This is a genomic window from Streptomyces fragilis (genome assembly GCF_003112515.1).
Lineage (GTDB): Bacteria > Actinomycetota > Actinomycetes > Streptomycetales > Streptomycetaceae > Streptomyces > Streptomyces fragilis.
Map to the genome: position 1 here is coordinate 141,660 of NZ_BEVZ01000007.1, position 15,897 is coordinate 157,556.

10 protein-coding genes are annotated in these 15,897 nt (G+C 71.8%); 2 read left to right on the plus strand and 8 right to left on the minus strand.

What is annotated here, in order from left to right; genetic code table 11:
- Positions 1–244: 244 nt before the first annotated feature.
- From arc to Sfr03f_RS24255, 4 genes are all read right to left on the minus strand, one after another.
- Positions 245–2,011, minus strand: a complete 1,767-nt coding sequence (arc, locus tag Sfr03f_RS24235) for a proteasome ATPase (RefSeq protein ID WP_108956147.1) — start codon at positions 2,009–2,011, stop codon at positions 245–247.
- A 205-nt stretch (positions 2,012–2,216) separates the two neighbouring features.
- Positions 2,217–2,813: a hypothetical protein gene (locus tag Sfr03f_RS24245; protein WP_108956148.1), complete on the minus strand. Its 597-nt coding sequence runs from the start codon at positions 2,811–2,813 to the stop codon at positions 2,217–2,219.
- A 294-nt stretch (positions 2,814–3,107) separates the two neighbouring features.
- On the minus strand, positions 3,108–4,007 hold the full coding sequence (locus Sfr03f_RS24250; protein ID WP_108956149.1) for a tRNA (adenine-N1)-methyltransferase: 900 nt from the start codon (positions 4,005–4,007) through the stop codon (positions 3,108–3,110).
- A gap of 44 nt (positions 4,008–4,051) precedes the next feature.
- Positions 4,052–5,710, minus strand: coding sequence for a site-2 protease family protein (locus tag Sfr03f_RS24255; protein WP_108956150.1), 1,659 nt, complete (start codon positions 5,708–5,710; stop codon positions 4,052–4,054).
- Positions 5,711–5,901: 191 nt separating this feature from the next.
- Here Sfr03f_RS24255 and Sfr03f_RS24260 point away from each other — a divergent pair, with 191 nt between their 5' ends.
- Both Sfr03f_RS24260 and Sfr03f_RS24265 read left to right on the plus strand, forming a co-directional pair.
- Positions 5,902–6,870: a RecB family exonuclease gene (locus Sfr03f_RS24260; RefSeq protein WP_108956151.1), complete on the plus strand. Its 969-nt coding sequence runs from the start codon at positions 5,902–5,904 to the stop codon at positions 6,868–6,870.
- A gap of 55 nt (positions 6,871–6,925) precedes the next feature.
- Positions 6,926–7,597, plus strand: a complete 672-nt coding sequence (locus tag Sfr03f_RS24265; protein ID WP_108956152.1) for a response regulator — start codon at positions 6,926–6,928, stop codon at positions 7,595–7,597.
- Positions 7,598–7,742: 145 nt separating this feature from the next.
- Here the strand turns inward: Sfr03f_RS24265 and Sfr03f_RS24270 are convergent, their stop codons facing one another.
- The 4 genes from Sfr03f_RS24270 to metH form a co-directional block, all read right to left on the minus strand.
- The gene (locus Sfr03f_RS24270) at positions 7,743–9,305 is read right to left on the minus strand and encodes an ABC transporter substrate-binding protein (RefSeq protein ID WP_290429979.1); all 1,563 of its coding nucleotides are present in this window, start codon (positions 9,303–9,305) and stop codon (positions 7,743–7,745) included.
- 135 nt (positions 9,306–9,440) lie between these two features.
- The gene (locus Sfr03f_RS24275; protein ID WP_108956154.1) at positions 9,441–11,048 is read right to left on the minus strand and encodes an ABC transporter substrate-binding protein; all 1,608 of its coding nucleotides are present in this window, start codon (positions 11,046–11,048) and stop codon (positions 9,441–9,443) included.
- A gap of 454 nt (positions 11,049–11,502) precedes the next feature.
- Positions 11,503–12,201 (minus strand): HAD family hydrolase, encoded by a 699-nt coding sequence (locus Sfr03f_RS24280; RefSeq protein ID WP_108956155.1) that lies wholly within the window; start codon positions 12,199–12,201, stop codon positions 11,503–11,505.
- Between the two features lie 161 nt (positions 12,202–12,362).
- Complete coding sequence (gene metH, locus Sfr03f_RS24285; RefSeq protein ID WP_108956156.1) at positions 12,363–15,890, minus strand: methionine synthase; 3,528 nt, start codon at positions 15,888–15,890, stop codon at positions 12,363–12,365.
- Positions 15,891–15,897: the final 7 nt, after the last annotated feature.

A 15,897-nucleotide genomic window follows, 5' to 3' on the forward strand; every position in this document is an offset into this window, starting at 1 on the left:
GCGCCCTCGGTCGGGGGCGGCCCTGAAGTACCACCCGTGCTCCGGCGCAGGTCCGCGTTCCGGTCGGCCCGCTGCGGCGGAGCGGCGGTACCGGAAAGCCTAGAACGCGACCGCGCCGGCGGGGAGATCATTTGCCTCTTTGCCACGCCCGCCGCGCCCGGCCGGGCGAGCGTCTGCCGGACGCCGCGGGAGTGACAGGCGGCCGCGGACGCCCCTACGGGCACCCGCGGCCGCCCCCTTCTCGCTACAGGTACTGACCGGTGTTGGCCACCGTGTCGATGGACCGTCCGGTGTCCGCGCCCTGCTTCCCGGTGATCAGGGTGCGGATGTACACGATCCGCTCGCCCTTCTTGCCGGAGATACGGGCCCAGTCGTCCGGGTTGGTCGTGTTGGGCAGGTCCTCGTTCTCCTTGAACTCGTCCACGCACGCCTGGAGGAGGTGGGAGACCCGCAGACCCTTCTGGTCCTTGTCCAGGAAGTCCTTGATCGCCATCTTCTTGGCCCGGCCCACGATGTTCTCGATCATGGCGCCGGAGTTGAAGTCCTTGAAGTACAGGACCTCCTTGTCGCCGTTGGCGTAGGTGACCTCCAGGAAGCGGTTCTCCTCGGACTCCGCGTACATGTGCTCCACCGCGGACTGGATCATGGCCTGGACCGTGGCGGACTTGTCGCCACCGTGCTCGGTCAGGTCGTCCCCGTGGAGCGGCAGGCGCTCGGTGAGGTACTTGCCGAAGATGTCCTTGGCCGCCTCGGCGTCCGGACGCTCGATCTTGATCTTCACGTCGAGCCGGCCGGGACGCAGGATGGCCGGGTCGATCATGTCCTCACGGTTGGAGGCGCCGATCACGACCACGTTCTGCAGGCCCTCGACGCCGTCGATCTCGGCGAGGAGCTGCGGGACGATGGTGTTCTCCACGTCGGAGCTGACGCCGGAACCGCGGGTGCGGAAGAGGGACTCCATCTCGTCGAAGAACACGATGACGGGCGTGCCCTCGCTGGCCTTCTCACGGGCCCGCTGGAAGACCAGGCGGATCTGCCGCTCGGTCTCGCCGACGTACTTGTTGAGCAGCTCGGGGCCCTTGATGTTGAGGAAGAAGCTCTTGCCCGCCGCCTGGCCGGTGACCTCGGCGACCTTCTTGGCCAGCGAGTTCGCCACCGCCTTGGCGATGAGCGTCTTGCCGCATCCGGGCGGGCCGTAGAGCAGGACGCCCTTGGGCGGGCGCAGCTCGTGCTCCTTGAACAGGTCGGGGTACAGGTAGGGGAGCTCGACCGCGTCCCGGATCGCCTCGATCTGGCCGCCGAGGCCGCCGATCTGGTCGTAGCCGATGTCGGGGACCTCTTCGAGGACCAGCTCCTCGACCTCGCTCTTGGGCACGACCTCGTAGACGTACCCGGAGCGGGGCTCGAGCAGCAGGGCGTCGCCGGCCCGGATGGTGACGTCGAGCAGCGGTTCGGCGAGCCGGACCACCTTCTCCTCGTCGGTGTGCCCGATCACCAGGGCCCGCTCGCCGTCCTCCAGGACCTCCTTGAGGGTGACGATCTCACCGACGCGCTCGAAGTGCATGGCCTCGACCACGTTGAGCGCCTCGTTGAGCATCACCTCCTGGCCGCGCCGGAGCTCGTCGAGGTCGATGCTGGGACTGACGTTCACCCGGAGCTTGCGGCCGCCGGTGAAGATGTCGGCGGTGCCGTCCTCGTTCGCCGCGAGGAACACTCCGAACCCGGCCGGCGGCTGGGCGAGCCGGTCGACCTCCTCCTTGAGGGCCACGATCTGGTCGCGGGCCTCACGGAGCGTGCCGGCCAGCCGCTCGTTCTGCGCGGACACGCCGGCCAGATTGGTCTGCAGTTCGACGATCCGCTCTTCGAGAAGCCTCGTGTGTCGCGGAGAGTCGGCGAGCTTGCGTCGCAGGACGGCGATCTCCTGCTCAAGGTAGGCGATCTGCCCGGCCGGGTCCTCGGACCCTCGACCCGGGCGGATGCCGCGGTTCATGTCGTCGTCGTGGGCTGCCACGGTCCTCACCTCCTCCAAAGGGAGCTGGACGCTTCCAGACCCTACCTGGGCGGGTGTCGATTGAAACCCTAGATCACGAACACCGTCGGAAGGTGTCCCATCTTCACCCTTGCGCTCTCCCTCACTGCCTGGGAGATACCCAAGGAACGCGGATCGAAAGCAGTGAACATCAACGGCTGTGACCGGGCGGCAGACGGCGTGGGGCTCAGACCTGTTCGGTCGCCTCCGGCGAACCGCGGTGGAACGCGCCGTCGGCCCAGCGCCAGTTGACGTCCTCCTCGACGTCGGGGCAGCAACTGGGCACGTCCTTCGAGGAGTACCCGAGCACGGTGGCCTCGACCTGTCCGTCCCGCACGGTGAGGGCGGTGACCGTGCGGCGCTCCTTGTGCCCCACCAGCGTGGCGACCAGGCGCGGCTTGCCGGTGTCGGCCGCACGGGTGATGACGTAGACGGCGTCCGGCGGCGTCCCCATCGCGCTGTCGCAGTGCACCGCGGCGACCGTCTCCGGGCTGCCGTCGCCGTCGAGGTCGCCGGCGGCCTGCCGGGCCACGACGGGCTCGGCGACCTCGCCGCACTCGAGCGGGAAGGACACGGCGTCCGCCTCGGGCGCCGGGCGGGCCGGGGCGGCCGGCGCGGCGGCCACCGCCTTGCCGTCCCGGGGCTGCGCCGCGGTGGCGTGGCCGGGCTGCACCAGGGAGGACAGGGCCATCACGCCGGCCACGGCGGTGGCCGTGGCGAGCCAGTGGACGGGGCGGGGGGAGGCGTGCGCGTGCGCCAGTTCCGGGACGTCGGGATGCTGCACGAGTGGGTGTCTCCCGTGGAGGGACGGTGCCGGTGGGATGCCCTGCATCGTGCCACACGTCACAGTTTCGCGGAACCGCGGGGTCACCGTGCGCGGGCCCTCCACGGGGCGGGCACCGCGCGTCGACCCGCCGGGCACCGCACGTCGACGTGCGGCGACGCGCGACGACGGGGCGCCGCCAACGACAGGACGCACCTGCCGGGTTGCCGTGCGGGGCGCGGCAACCCGGCAGGTGCGCCGGGGAGTTGCGGGAGCGTGCGGGTGGAGCCCGCGCGCCGGGGGTGGGCGGTCCGGCTAGCGGGAGCCGCCGTCGGCGTTGGGGCCGGCGTAGTCCTCGCCGTAGGCGCCCTTGGCGGGGCGGCGGCGGCGCATGGGCGGCTCGACGCCGTCCGCGAGGCGGCGGGCGGTGAGCAGGAAGCCGGTGTGGCCGATCATCCGGTGGTCCGGGCGGACCGCGAGGCCCTCGATGTGCCAGTTGCGGATCATCGACTCCCATGCGGTCGGCTCGTTGAAGCAGCCGATCTCACGGATGGACTCGACGGTGCGGGCCAGCTGCGTGGTGGTGGCCACGTAGCAGCAGAGGATGCCGCCGGGGACGAGCGCCTTGGAGACGGCCTCCAGGCACTCCCAGGGGGCCAGCATGTCGAGGATGACCCGGTCGACCTCGGTGTCGCTCAGGTTGTCCTGGAGGTCGCCCACGGTGAGCTGCCAGGCGGGGTGCTCGCCTCCGAAGTAGCGCTCCACGTTCTGCTTCGCGATGTCGGCGAAGTCCTCGCGGCGCTCGTAGGAGTGGAGCATGCCCTGGTCGCCGATGGCGCGCAGCAGGAAGGAGCTGAGCGATCCGGAGCCGACGCCGGCCTCCACGACGCGGGCGCCGGGGAAGATGTCGGCGAAGGCCAGGATCTGCCCCGCGTCCTTGGGGTAGACCACGGCGGCGCCGCGGGGCATGGACAGGACGTAGTCGGGGAGCAGGGGGCGCAGCGCCAGATAGGCGACGTTCCCCGTGGTGCGGACAACGCTGCCCTCGGGGGCGCCGATCAGCTCGTCGTGCGGGAAGGAACCCTTGTGGGTGTGGAAGTTCTTTCCCGCTTCCAGCGTGAACGTGTAGTGGCGGCCCTTGGGGTCGGTCAGCTGAACCTGGTCCCCGACCTTGAAGGGCCCGCGCCTGCGGGCGGCACCGGTCGGTTCGGACATGTGACCAGCCTACCGGTCCGTGACGGGTGTCCCGACCGGGCCGGTCAGCCGCGGCGGGCCATCGCCTTCACGAAGGCCTTCTCGACGTCGGCGGCCGACAGGACGCCGTAGATCGCGCCGGACTCCTCCACCACCAGGTACTCGGTGGCGGGGGCGGCCCGCAGGGCCTCCAGCAGTTCCTCGCCGTCCAGCTCGGCGGAGACCCGCATGCCCTCGGTGAGGTCGGTCGCCAGGGTGCTCACCGCGACCCAGGGGCGCCGGTGCTCGGGGACGCCGGCGATGCCGGTCTCGCGCACCAGGGACAGCGGCTCGCCCGCGGCGTCCACCACGACCAGCGCGCGGGCGCCGGCGGCGTTGGCGCGGCGCAGCGCCTCGGAGACGGGGGTGTCCGGCTGCACGGGGACGGCCCGGCGGGTGAGGGTGCGGGCGCGCAGCTCGGGCAGGCGCTCGCGCAGCCGGGCCATGCGGAGGCTGTTGCCCGCGCCGGTCCACATGATCGCGGCGACGACGGCGGCCAGCAGCGCGTCCAGGACGGTGTCCATGCCGTCCGTCTCGGCCTGCCCGACGGCGCCGGAGCGGGTGAGCAGCGGGAAGCCGATGAGGACGGCGACGGCCAGTGCCCGGCCGACCCACGCGGCGGCGACGGTGCCGGCCATGGGCCTGCCGGTGATCTTCCAGACCACGGCGCGGAGCATCCGGCCGCCGTCCAGGGGCAGGCCGGGGAGCAGGTTGAAGGCGGCGACGATCAGGTTGGAGATCATCAGGCCGGCCAGCAGGACGCCGGGCACGGTGCCGGGCTCCACGGCGAACAGGGCCAGGTAGAAGACGCCTCCCAGCACCAGGGAGAGCAGCGGGCCGACGAAGGCCAGCACGAACTCCCGGCCGGGGGTCTCCGACTCCTTGCCGATGTCGGAGTAGCCGCCGAAGAACTGGAGCTGGATGCGGCGCACCGGCAGCTGGAAGCGGAGGGCGGCGACGGTGTGCGCCAGCTCGTGCACCAGCACGGAGGCGTAGAGGGCGACGGCGAAGAACAGCGAGACCAGGTAACGGGCGGCGCCGAGGTCGGGGAGGATCCGCTCGAGCTGGTTGCCGAAGACCCAGGTGATCAGTGCGGCGACGAGGAACCAGCTGGGCGACACGTAGACGGGCACGCCGAAGGGGCGTCCCATCAGCAGCCCGCCGCGGGTCTCCTTCCCGTGGTCCTCCGGTCCGCCCGGCCGCCGCGGGCCCTCGGGGGCGGGGCCGTGGCCCTGGGCGAGCGTCCGTCCCGAGGGGGTGACCGGCGCCTGGGCGGGCGGCTCCTGCGCCCCGGGCGCCCCCCGCTCCTCCTCGCCGGACCGTTCCTCCTCCGCCGCACCCGCGCCGGCCCCGGGGGGCTCGACGCCACCCGGCTCGGCGGGACGGGGCTCGGTGGGACGGGGCTCCGTGGGACGGGGCTCGTTGCCGCCCGGCTCGGCGGGACGGCCGGCGGAGGCGGTCCCCGCGTCACCCGGCTCGGCGGCACGGGAGCCGCCCGACTCGGGCCCGGTGTCGGCGGCGCCCGCGGGCTCCGGCCCGCGCCCGGCGTCGTGGGCCCCGGGCTCCCCGGCCGCGCCCGCGCCGGACTCCTCGGGCAGCGGCGCGGGGGCGGGCTTCGCGGACGGGGCGGGCGGCGTGGCGTCGCCCTCGGGCCGCGGATCCTCGCTCGCGCCGCTCTGCTCCACGCCGTCAGTCCCCTCGATCGATGAGCGTCGCCCTCCACGCGCCCGCGTGCGGTGGAGCGGCTCGAGGTCGATGGTATGCGGCGGAGCCCGCTTCGCACGCCTTGGCGCCCCCCTGAGCCCTTCCCCCTGTGACCATGCCCATGTCCGGCCCGTGCCCCCGCTGTCCGCGCCGGGCCGTAAGGTCTGAGGCCATGGAGACCAGCACCGCCGACCCCGCCGGGACCCCGGACGCCACGCCGGGCGCCACGCCGGACGCCACGCCGGGCGCCGCCTCGGAGAACACGCCGGGAACCGCCCCGGACGCCCCGGCCGGCACCCGTGCCCCCGCGCCGCCGCGGTCGCTGTCCCCCTCGCGCGCCGCGGACTTCATGCGGTGCCCGCTGCTCTACCGCTTCCGGGTGATCGACCGGCTGCCGGAGAAGCCCAGCGAGGCGGCCACCCGCGGCACGCTGGTGCACGCGGTGCTGGAGCGCCTCTTCGACGCGCCCGCCGCCGAGCGCACCGCGCCCCGCGCCCGTGACCTGCTGCCCGGACAGTGGCAGCGGCTGCGCGAGAGCCGCCCGGAGGTCGCGGAGCTGTTCGCCGACGACCCCGGCGGCGTCCGCCTCGCCCGCTGGCTGGAGGAGGCCGAGCGGCTGGTGGAGCGCTGGTTCACGCTGGAGGACCCGACGCTCCTGGAGCCGGTGGAGCGCGAGTTCACGGTGGAGACGGAGCTGGAGTCCGGCCTGCGGCTGCGCGGCATCATCGACCGGGTCGACGTGGCGCCCACCGGCGAGGTCCGGATCGTCGACTACAAGACCGGCAAGGCCCCCCGCCCGCAGTACGCGGAGGAGGCCCTGTTCCAGATGAAGTTCTACGCCCTGGTGGTGTGGCGCCTGAAGCGGGTGCTGCCGCGCCGGCTGCAGCTGGTGTACCTCGGCAGCGGCGACGTGGTGACGTACGACCCGGTCCCCGAGGACCTGCGGCGGGTCGAGCGCAAGCTGCTCGCGCTGTGGGAGGCGATCGCGCAGGCGACCGCGACCGGCGACTGGCGGCCGCGCCGCGGGAAGCTGTGCGACTGGTGCGACCACCAGGCGCGCTGCCCCGAGTTCGGCGGCACTCCCCCGCCGTACCCGCTGCCGGTCACCCTGCCCACGCCCCGGCCGCGCACGGCAGAATGAGCCGGGGCCGGCCGCCGGGGGACGCGTGCCGGCCGATGAACGAGGGAGATCTCAGGTGGCGATCCGTGTCCTGCTGGTGGACGACCAGCCTCTGCTGCGCACCGGCTTCCGGATGATCCTGGAGGCCGAACAGGACATCGCCGTCGTCGGCGAGGCCGGTGACGGCCGCCAGGCGGTGGAGCAGGTCCGGGCGCTGCAGCCGGACGTGGTGCTGATGGACATCCGGATGCCGCGGATGGACGGCGTGGAGGCGACCCGGCGCATCACCGGACCGGAGCGGGACGGCCCGGCCAAGGTGCTGGTGCTGACCACCTTCGACCTGGACGAGTACGTGGTGGAGGCGCTGCGCGCGGGCGCCGGCGGCTTCCTGCTGAAGGACGCCCCGGCGCACGAGCTGGTGCAGGCGATCCGTGTGGTGGCGGCCGGCGAGGCGATGCTGGCGCCCAGCGTGACCCGGCGGCTGCTCGACAAGTACGCCACCCACCTGCCGTCCGGCGAGGAGACCGTGCCGGACGCGCTGCGCACGCTGACCGAGCGTGAGGTGGAGGTGCTGAAGCTGGTGGCGCGCGGGCTGTCCAACGCGGAGATCGCCGCGGACCTGTTCGTCGGCGAGACCACGGTGAAGACCCACGTCGGCCACGTGCTGACCAAGCTCGGGCTGCGCGACCGGGTGCAGGCCGCGGTCTACGCCTACGAGAGCGGCCTGGTGCGCCCCGGCGGCCGCTGACGGCGCCCCCGCCGCCCGGCCCGGGCCGCGCGTACGACGACGGCGCCCCCGCCACCCGGTCTCCGGGTGGCGGGGGCGCCGTCGTCGTGGTGCGTGCGATCAGCCGCGCGAGGTACGTGCCGTCAGCCGCGCGAGGTGCGTGGGATCAGCCGGTGCCCTTGCTGATCTCCCAGAACCGGAAGACCGTCGAGGCGTCCAGGCACTTCTCCAGGCCGTACACGCCGTCGCGGACGACCGCGTACTGCTTGGCCTGCCAGATCGGCAGGAGCGGCAGCTCCTCGGCGACGATGTCCTGCAGCTCCCCGTAGTCGCGGGTGGTGGACGCCCGCTCCCGCTGGGCACCGGTCGCCGGGATCAGCTTCTCGGTGATGGTCTTGTTCTCGTAGTTGTTGTCGAGGACGTTGCCCTCGCCGAAGAACGGGGCGGTGAAGTTCTCCGGGTCCGGGTAGTCCGGCACCCAGCCCTTGACGTAGACGCCGTACTTGCCGGCGGCAATGTTCTTCTCGTAGGTGTCGAACTTCACCGACTTGACGTCCGCCTGGAACAGCCCGCTGTCGTTGAGCTGTTTGGCGATCGCCTCGAACTCCTGGTCCGTGGACGGGCCGTAGCGGTCCGGGGTGGACCACAGCGTCAGCTTCACCTTGCTGGTGATGCCCGCCTCGGTCAGCGCCTGCCGGGCGGCGGCCTTGGAGGGCTTGCCGCCGTAGGTGTCGAAGAAGGCGGTGTTGTGGCCGTTGATGCCCGCCGGGACGATCGAGTAGAGCGGCGTGGCGGTCTGCTCGTAGACCTGGTCCATCAGGGCCTCGCGGTCGAGCAGGTAGGCGATGGCCTTGCGCACGCCCAGATTGCCGACGACCGGGTCCTTGACGTTGAAGACCAGGTGCTGGACCTCGGCGCTGGAGCCCTCCAGGACCGATATCTCCTCGTGGCGGTCGGCGCTCTCCTCGATGTCCGCGATGTCCCCGGCGGACAGGCCTCGGTAGGCGACGTCCACCTCGCCCTCGGTCAGGGCGTCCTTCAGGTGCGCGCGGTCGCCGTGGAAGAGCTTGAGGGTGACGCCCTCGTTGCGCGTCTGCGCGGTGCCCTTGTAGCCCTCGTTGAGGGAGAAGACGGCCTCGTCGTCGTCGAAGGAGTCGAGCCGGTAGGGGCCCGAGCCGACGGCCTTGCCGTCCTCACGCAGCTTGTCGGCCGGGTACTCGCCCCGCGGCACGATCGATCCGGCGCCCGAGGCGATCTTGCTGGGGAAGGTCGCGTCGGGGAACTTCAGGCGGAAGACGACCTTCGTGTCCTCCGGCGCCTCGACCTTGTCCAGCGCGGCGAACATCACGGCGGGGCCGGACGGGTCGTCGATCTTCAGCATGCGGTCGAAGGTGAACTTCACGTCCTCGGACGTGAAGGGGTCGCCGTTGCTGAACTCCAGGCCCTCACGCAGGGTGCACTCGAAGACCTGCGCCTTGTCGTCGGCGAAGTGACACTCCTCCGCCGCCTCCGGCTCCGGCTCGATGGCGCCGCGCGGGAAGGACAGCAGCGACTGGAAGACGTTGTTGAACAACAGCCAGGAACCCGGGTCGTAGCCCGAGGCCGGGTCGGTGGCGAGCACGTCGTCGGTCATGCCGACGACGACCTCGGAGTCGGTGCTCTGCGCCGACTCCTCCCCCGTGCCGCAACCCGCGAGCAGGACGGCCGCCAATGCGACCGACGCGGGCATTACCGGCCACCGATGATGTCTCTTCACGTGATGTGCCTTGTCATGCGTTCGAAACGGAAGCCGGGCTCGGCCGAGCCCGGTCGCGGTGCGGGGGGACGGCTCCCGCCGGTCCCCGGGGACCGGCGGGAGGGTGGGTCACTGGGAGCCGACGCCTCGGCTCAGCTCCCACAGCTGGAGGTTGGAGGAACTGTTGAGCGCGTAGGCCGTGCCGGTGACACCGTCGCGGGCGGCGATGTACTGCTTGCCCTGCCACAGCGGCAGCACCGGGACGTCCTCGGCGACGATCTCCTGCATCTCGGTCAGGCTCAGCACGGCGTCGGACCGGTCGCGCTCGCGGCGCGACTGGGGAATCAGCACCTGCTGTGCCTTGCGGCTGGAGTAGGGGGAACCGAGGAAGTTCTTCTTCTCGAGGAAGGGAGCGAGGTAGTTGTCCGCGTCCGGGAAGTCGGGGAACCAGCCCATGCCCCAGACCTCGTAGCGGCCCTTCATGGACGCGGGGCGGAACTCCTTCCACTTCGCGCCCTTGGGGTCGGCGACCTTGAACAGCCCGCTCTCGCGGAGCTGTTCGGCCAGCACGTCGAACTCCTTGGACGTGGCGGAGCCGTAGTGGTCCACCGTGTAGTGGAGGTCGATCGGCACCGGGGTGCTGATGCCGGCGTCGGCGAGGATCTTGGCGGCCTTGGTGGTGCTGGGCTCGCCGTACTTGTTGAAGAAGCTGTTGGAGTGCCCGGTGAGGGTGGCCGGCACCAGCGAGTACAGCGGCTCGGCCTGCGCGCCGTACACCCGGGCGATCAGCTCGCTGCGGTCCACGACCTGCGCCACCGCCTGGCGGACCGCCTTGTTCTGGACGGCCGGGGCGTCGGTGTCGAAGGCCAGGTAGCGGATGTCGAGGCCGGACATCTCGACGAGCTCGATGCCGTCGTCCTTCGTGGCGTCCAGCTTCGTGACCTGCTCGGGCGTCATGGTGCGGGACATGACGTCGATCTCGCCGTCGGTCATCGCCGCGCTCATCGCCTCGGCGTCGGCGAAGGAGACCAGTTCCGCCTGCTCGTTGGCCACCTCGAGGGAGCCCCGGTAGTGCGGGTTGCGGGTGAAGACGGCCTTCACCAGGACGCCGTCCTCGACGTCGGACTCGAGGGTGTACGGGCCCGAGCCGTCCACGGCGAAGCCCTCGCGGAGCTCGGAGGCGGGGTACTCGTCCGGGTCGACGATGGAGGCGACCGGGGTGGAGAGCTTGTACGGGAAGGTGGCGTCGGCGGCCTTCAGGTGGAAGACCACTTCGCGCTCGCCCCGGGTCTCCACGGCGTCCACGCCGTTCAGCAGGCCCGCCACGCCGCTGTCCGAGTCGATCCGCAGCACGCGCTCGACGGAGTACTTCACGTCCTCGGCGGTCACGGCGTCGCCGTCGGTGAACTTCAGGCCCTTGCGCAGGGTGCAGGAGTAGCGCTCGTTGCCGGTGTCGGTGAAGCGGCAGTCCTCGGCGGCCTCGGGCTGCGGGTCGCCGCCGCCCCTCGGCTGCACCAGGAGGGTCTGCAGCGACTGGCGCAGGACGTTCCAGGAACCGACGTCGTAGGCGTAGGCGGGATCGAGCGGTGCGGGGGCCTCCGCCGAGGAGGCGACCTGGTCCGTGGTCCCGACCTTGACCGGCGCGTCGCCCGAACCGCCGTCGGATCCGCCACAGGCGGCCATCAGCGGAGCGACCAGACCGATCACGGCCGGCAGCACCAGAGTCTTGCGGTTCATGCTCGGACGTCTCCAGGCTGTCTGTTTCCACGGGTTCCGTCGGCCGGGGTGTGGCACGTCGGGCCGCGGGAGTGGGGGGAATGTTTCTCGCGGCCGACATTAGCCGCCGCCCCCGGGGCCCTTCGAAGCGACCGGTTCCGAATTGCCGTCACGCTTCGGAACCGGCCGTGGACGCTACGGCAAGGCTCTCGGGGAAGGATTCGTGCGGCAGTTCCCCAAAACGGGCGCGAACGACCTGCGCGGACAGGCGGATCGGGCCCTTCTGTCCGGATCACCGCAGGTGCCGGACCCTCTCGACGTGGTGAAGGTCACAGAATGAATCGCGGGAAAGAGGGCCGCCCACGCAGGCGCCGCCTCTTTCCGGTATTCCGCGGAAGCGACGCCCGTCATTGCCCCGCCCAGGGGAGGTGAGCAATTCGTGAACGGGCTGGGCCTATTGCGTGGGGGCGTTCCCTCAGCGGGAGTGGATCAGCGAGCGCAGGAATCCCAGGTCGACTTCTTCCAGCGACTTCACGACGGTGCGCCGCGGCCCCGGGTGCATCGGGGTGACGGAGGGCACCGCGACCACCCGGCAGCCGGCCGCCTCCGCGGCGGCGACCCCGGTGGGGGTGTCCTCGACGACCGCGCAGCGGGCCGGATCGGCGCCGAGTCCGGCCGCGGCCCGCAGGTAGGGGTCGGGGTGCGGCTTGGTGCGCGGCACCTCGTCGCCGGCCACGGTGAGGCGGAAGTGGTGGGCGCCCAGCGCGGTGAGCACCCGGTCGATGACCCGGCGGTGGGAGGCGGAGACCAGCGCCGTCGGGACGTCGTGGGCGTGCAGTTCGGCGAGCAGGCGGGCCGCGCCCGGCATCAGCGGCAGGTGCTCCTCGATGCGCGCCTCGAAGCCCTGGTTGAGCAGGACGGACAGCTCCTCCAGCGCGATGTCCGCGCCGGTGGCCCGGATGAGGAAGCCGGCGCTGCGGCTCATCGGCCCGCCGACCACCACCTCACGCCAGGACTCGTCCAGCCGGTGCCCCAGCGCTCCGAAGACCTCCCTCTCCACGTCCCACCAGAAGCCCTCCGTGTCGACGAGGGTGCCGTCCATGTCGAGCAGTACCGCCTGGAGGCCCGACTCCTCGGCCGTCCGGGTCGTGGTGGCGGGGACCGTGCTGGTCATCCGTGGAGACCTCCTCGCGATAGAGCCTGCTGCCGACGGGGGCCGACAGGCCGGCCGCCCTCCCCGAGCGGGGAGAACGACCGGCCTGCGGCGGATCGACCAGTGTACGACCGGTTCGCGCCGATCGCCCGTCGGAAACGGCGGGAGCGGGCGCGGGCGGCTCAGCGGGCGTTGAAGTACTTCGCCTCGGGGTGGTGGATGACGATGGCGTCGGTGGACTGCTCCGGGTGGAGCTGGAACTCCTCGGAGAGGTGGACGCCGATGCGCTCCGGCTTCAGCAGCTCCGCGATCTTCGCCCGGTCCTCGAGGTCGGGGCAGGCCCCGTAGCCCAGGGAGAAGCGGGCGCCGCGGTACTTGAGCTCGAACATGCCGCTCATGTCGTCCGGGTCCTCGCCGGCGTAGCCGAGCTCGGAGCGGACCCGGGCGTGCCAGTACTCGGCGAGCGCCTCGGCGAGCTGCACGGACAGGCCGTGCAGCTCCAGGTACTCGCGGTAGGAGTCGGCGGCGAACAGCCGGGCGGTCTCCTCGCCGATCCGCGAGCCGACGGTGACGACCTGCAGGCCGACCACGTCCGTCTCGCCGGACTCCTGGGGGCGGAAGAAGTCCGCCAGGCAGAGCCGGCGGCCGCGGCGCTGGCGGGGGAAGGTGAAGCGGGTGCGCTCGCCGCCGTCCTCGTCCAGCAGGATCAGGTCGTCGCCCTTGGAGACGCAGGGGAAGTAGCCGTACACGACGGCGGCCTCCAGCAGGTTCTCCGTCTGCAGCCGGTCCAGCAGGCCGCGCAGCCGCGGCCGACCCTCGGTCTCGACCAGTTCCTCGTACGACGGGCCGTCGCCGGTGCGGGCCTGCTTGAGGCCCCACTGGCCCTTGAACAGCGCGCCCTCGTCGAGCCAGGAGGCGTACTCCTTGAGCTGGATGCCCTTGACCACGCGGGTGCCCCGGAAGGGCGGGGTCGGCACCGGGTTGTCGGTGGCCACGTCGGAGCGGACCGGCCCCTCGTCCTGGCGCTCCTCCACCTGGAGGGCGGGGGCGGCCTTCACCCGGCGCTGCCGCAGTTCCGGCAGCTTGGCGCCGGGCACGCCGCGCTTGATGCCGATCAGGGCGTCCATCAGGCGCAGGCCCTCGAAGGCGTCGCGGGCGTAGCGGACCTCGCCCTGGTAGATCTCGTGCAGGTCCTGCTCGACGTAGGCGCGGGTGAGGGCGGCGCCGCCGAGGATCACCGGGTAGCGGGCGGCCAGCTCGCGCTGGTTCAGCTCCTCCAGGTTCTCCTTCATGATCACCGTGGACTTCACCAGCAGGCCGGACATGCCGATGACGTCGGCCTTGTGCTCCTCGGCCGCCTCCAGGATGGCGGAGACCGGCTGCTTGATGCCGAGGTTCACGACGTTGTAGCCGTTGTTGGACAGGATGATGTCGACCAGGTTCTTGCCGATGTCGTGGACGTCGCCGCGGACGGTGGCCAGGACGATGGTGCCCTTGCCTGCCGTGTCCTCGCCGTCCGCGACTTTCTCCATGTGCGGCTCGAGGTGCGCCACGGCCGTCTTCATGACCTCGGCGGACTGCAGGACGAACGGCAGCTGCATCTGGCCGGAGCCGAACAGCTCGCCGACCACCTTCATGCCGTCCAGCAGCGTGTCGTTGACGATGTCGAGCGCCTTGCGGGTGGTCAGCGCCTCGTCGAGGTCGGCCTCCAGCCCGTTCTTCTCGCCGTCGATGATCCGCCGCTTGAGGCGCTCGTCCAGCGGCAGGGCCGCCAGCTCCTCGGCCCTGCCGGCCTTGAGCGACTTGGCGGTGGCGCCCTCGAAGAGCTGCATCAGCTTCTGCAGCGGGTCGTAGCCCTCGCTGCGGCGGTCGTACACCAGGTCGAGGGCGGTGGTGACCTCCTCCTCGCTGAACCGGGCGATCGGGAGGATCTTGCTGGCGTGCACGATCGCCGAGTCCAGACCGGCCTTGACGCACTCGTCCAGGAAGACGGAGTTGAGCAGGATGCGCGCGGCCGGGTTGAGGCCGAAGGAGATGTTGGACAGGCCGAGCGTGGTCTGCACGTCCGGGCGGCGGCGCTTGAGCTCGCGGATCGCCTCGATGGTGGCGACGCCGTCCTTGCGGGACTCCTCCTGACCGGTACAGATGGTGAAGGTCAGGCAGTCGACCAGGATGTCCGACTCGTGGATGCCGTAGTTGCCCGTCAGGTCGTCGATCAGCCGCTCGGCGATCTCGACCTTCTTCTCCGCCGTGCGGGCCTGGCCCTCCTCGTCGATGGTCAGCGCGATCAGCGCGGCGCCGTGCTCCCGGGCGAGCTCGGTGACCTTGGCGAAACGCGACTCGGGGCCGGCGCCGTCCTCGTAGTTGACGGAGTTGAGCACGGCGCGCCCGCCGAGCTTCTCCAGACCGGCCCGCAGCACGTCCACCTCGGTGGAGTCCAGCACGATCGGCAGGGTGGAGGCGGTGGCGAAGCGGCCGGCCAGCTCCGCCATGTCGGCGACGCCGTCGCGGCCCACGTAGTCCACGCACAGGTCGAGCATGTGCGCGCCCTCGCGGATCTGCTCGCGGGCCATCTCCACGCAGTCGTCCCAGCGGCCCTCGAGCATGGCCTCGCGGAACTTCTTGGAGCCGTTGGCGTTGGTGCGCTCACCGATGGCGAGGTACGAGGTGTCCTGGCGGAACGGCACCGTCTGGTAGAGCGAGGCGGCGCCGGGCTCCGGGCGCGGCGCGCGCTCGACCGGGGTGGCGCTCTGGACGCGCTCGACGAGCTGCCGCAGGTGTTCCGGCGTGGTGCCGCAGCAGCCGCCGACCAGGGACAGGCCGTAGTCGCGGACGAAGTCCTGCTGGGCGTCGGCCAGCCCCTCGGCGTCCAGCGGGAAGTGCGCGCCGTCCTTGGTGAGCACGGGCAGGCCGGCGTTGGGCATGCACAGCAGCGGGATGCGGGAGTGGCGGGCCAGGTAGCGCAGGTGCTCGGTCATCTCGGCGGGGCCGGTCGAGCAGTTCAGGCCGATCATGTCGATGCCGAGCGGCTCCAGCGCGGTGAGCGCGGCGCCGATCTCGGAGCCGAGCAGCATGGTGCCGGTGGTCTCGAACGCCATCGACACCATCAGCGGCACCTGGACGCCGGTGGCCTCCATGGCGCGGCGGGCTCCGACGACGGCGGCCTTGGTCTGCAGCAGGTCCTGGGTGGTCTCCACGATCAGCGCGTCGGCGCCCCCGCCGAGCAGGCCCTCGGCGTTGGCCTGGAAGCCGTCGCGGACGACCCCGTAGCCGATGTGCCCGAGGGTGGGCAGCTTGGTGCCGGGGCCCATGGAGCCCAGCACCCAGCGCTGCCGGCCGGTGCGCGCGGTGAAGTCGTCGGCCGCCTCACGGGCGATGCGGGCACCCGCCTCGGAGAGCTCGTGGATCCGGCCGGCGATGTCGTACTCGGCGGCGGCCGAGTGGTTGGCGCCGAAGGTGTTGGTCTCGACGCAGTCGACGCCCACCTCGAGGTAGGCGTCGTGGACCGAGCGCACGATGTCGGGACGGGTGACGTTCAGGATCTCGTTGCAGCCCTCGAGCTCCTGGAAGTCCTCCAGGGTCGGGTCCTGCGCCTGGAGCATCGTGCCCATCGCCCCGTCGGCGACCACCACACGGGTGGCCAGGGCCTCTCGGAGGGCGGACACGCGGGCACGGGCGTCGGCTGTGGACGGGGACGGCGACGAGGCCATGGAGAAG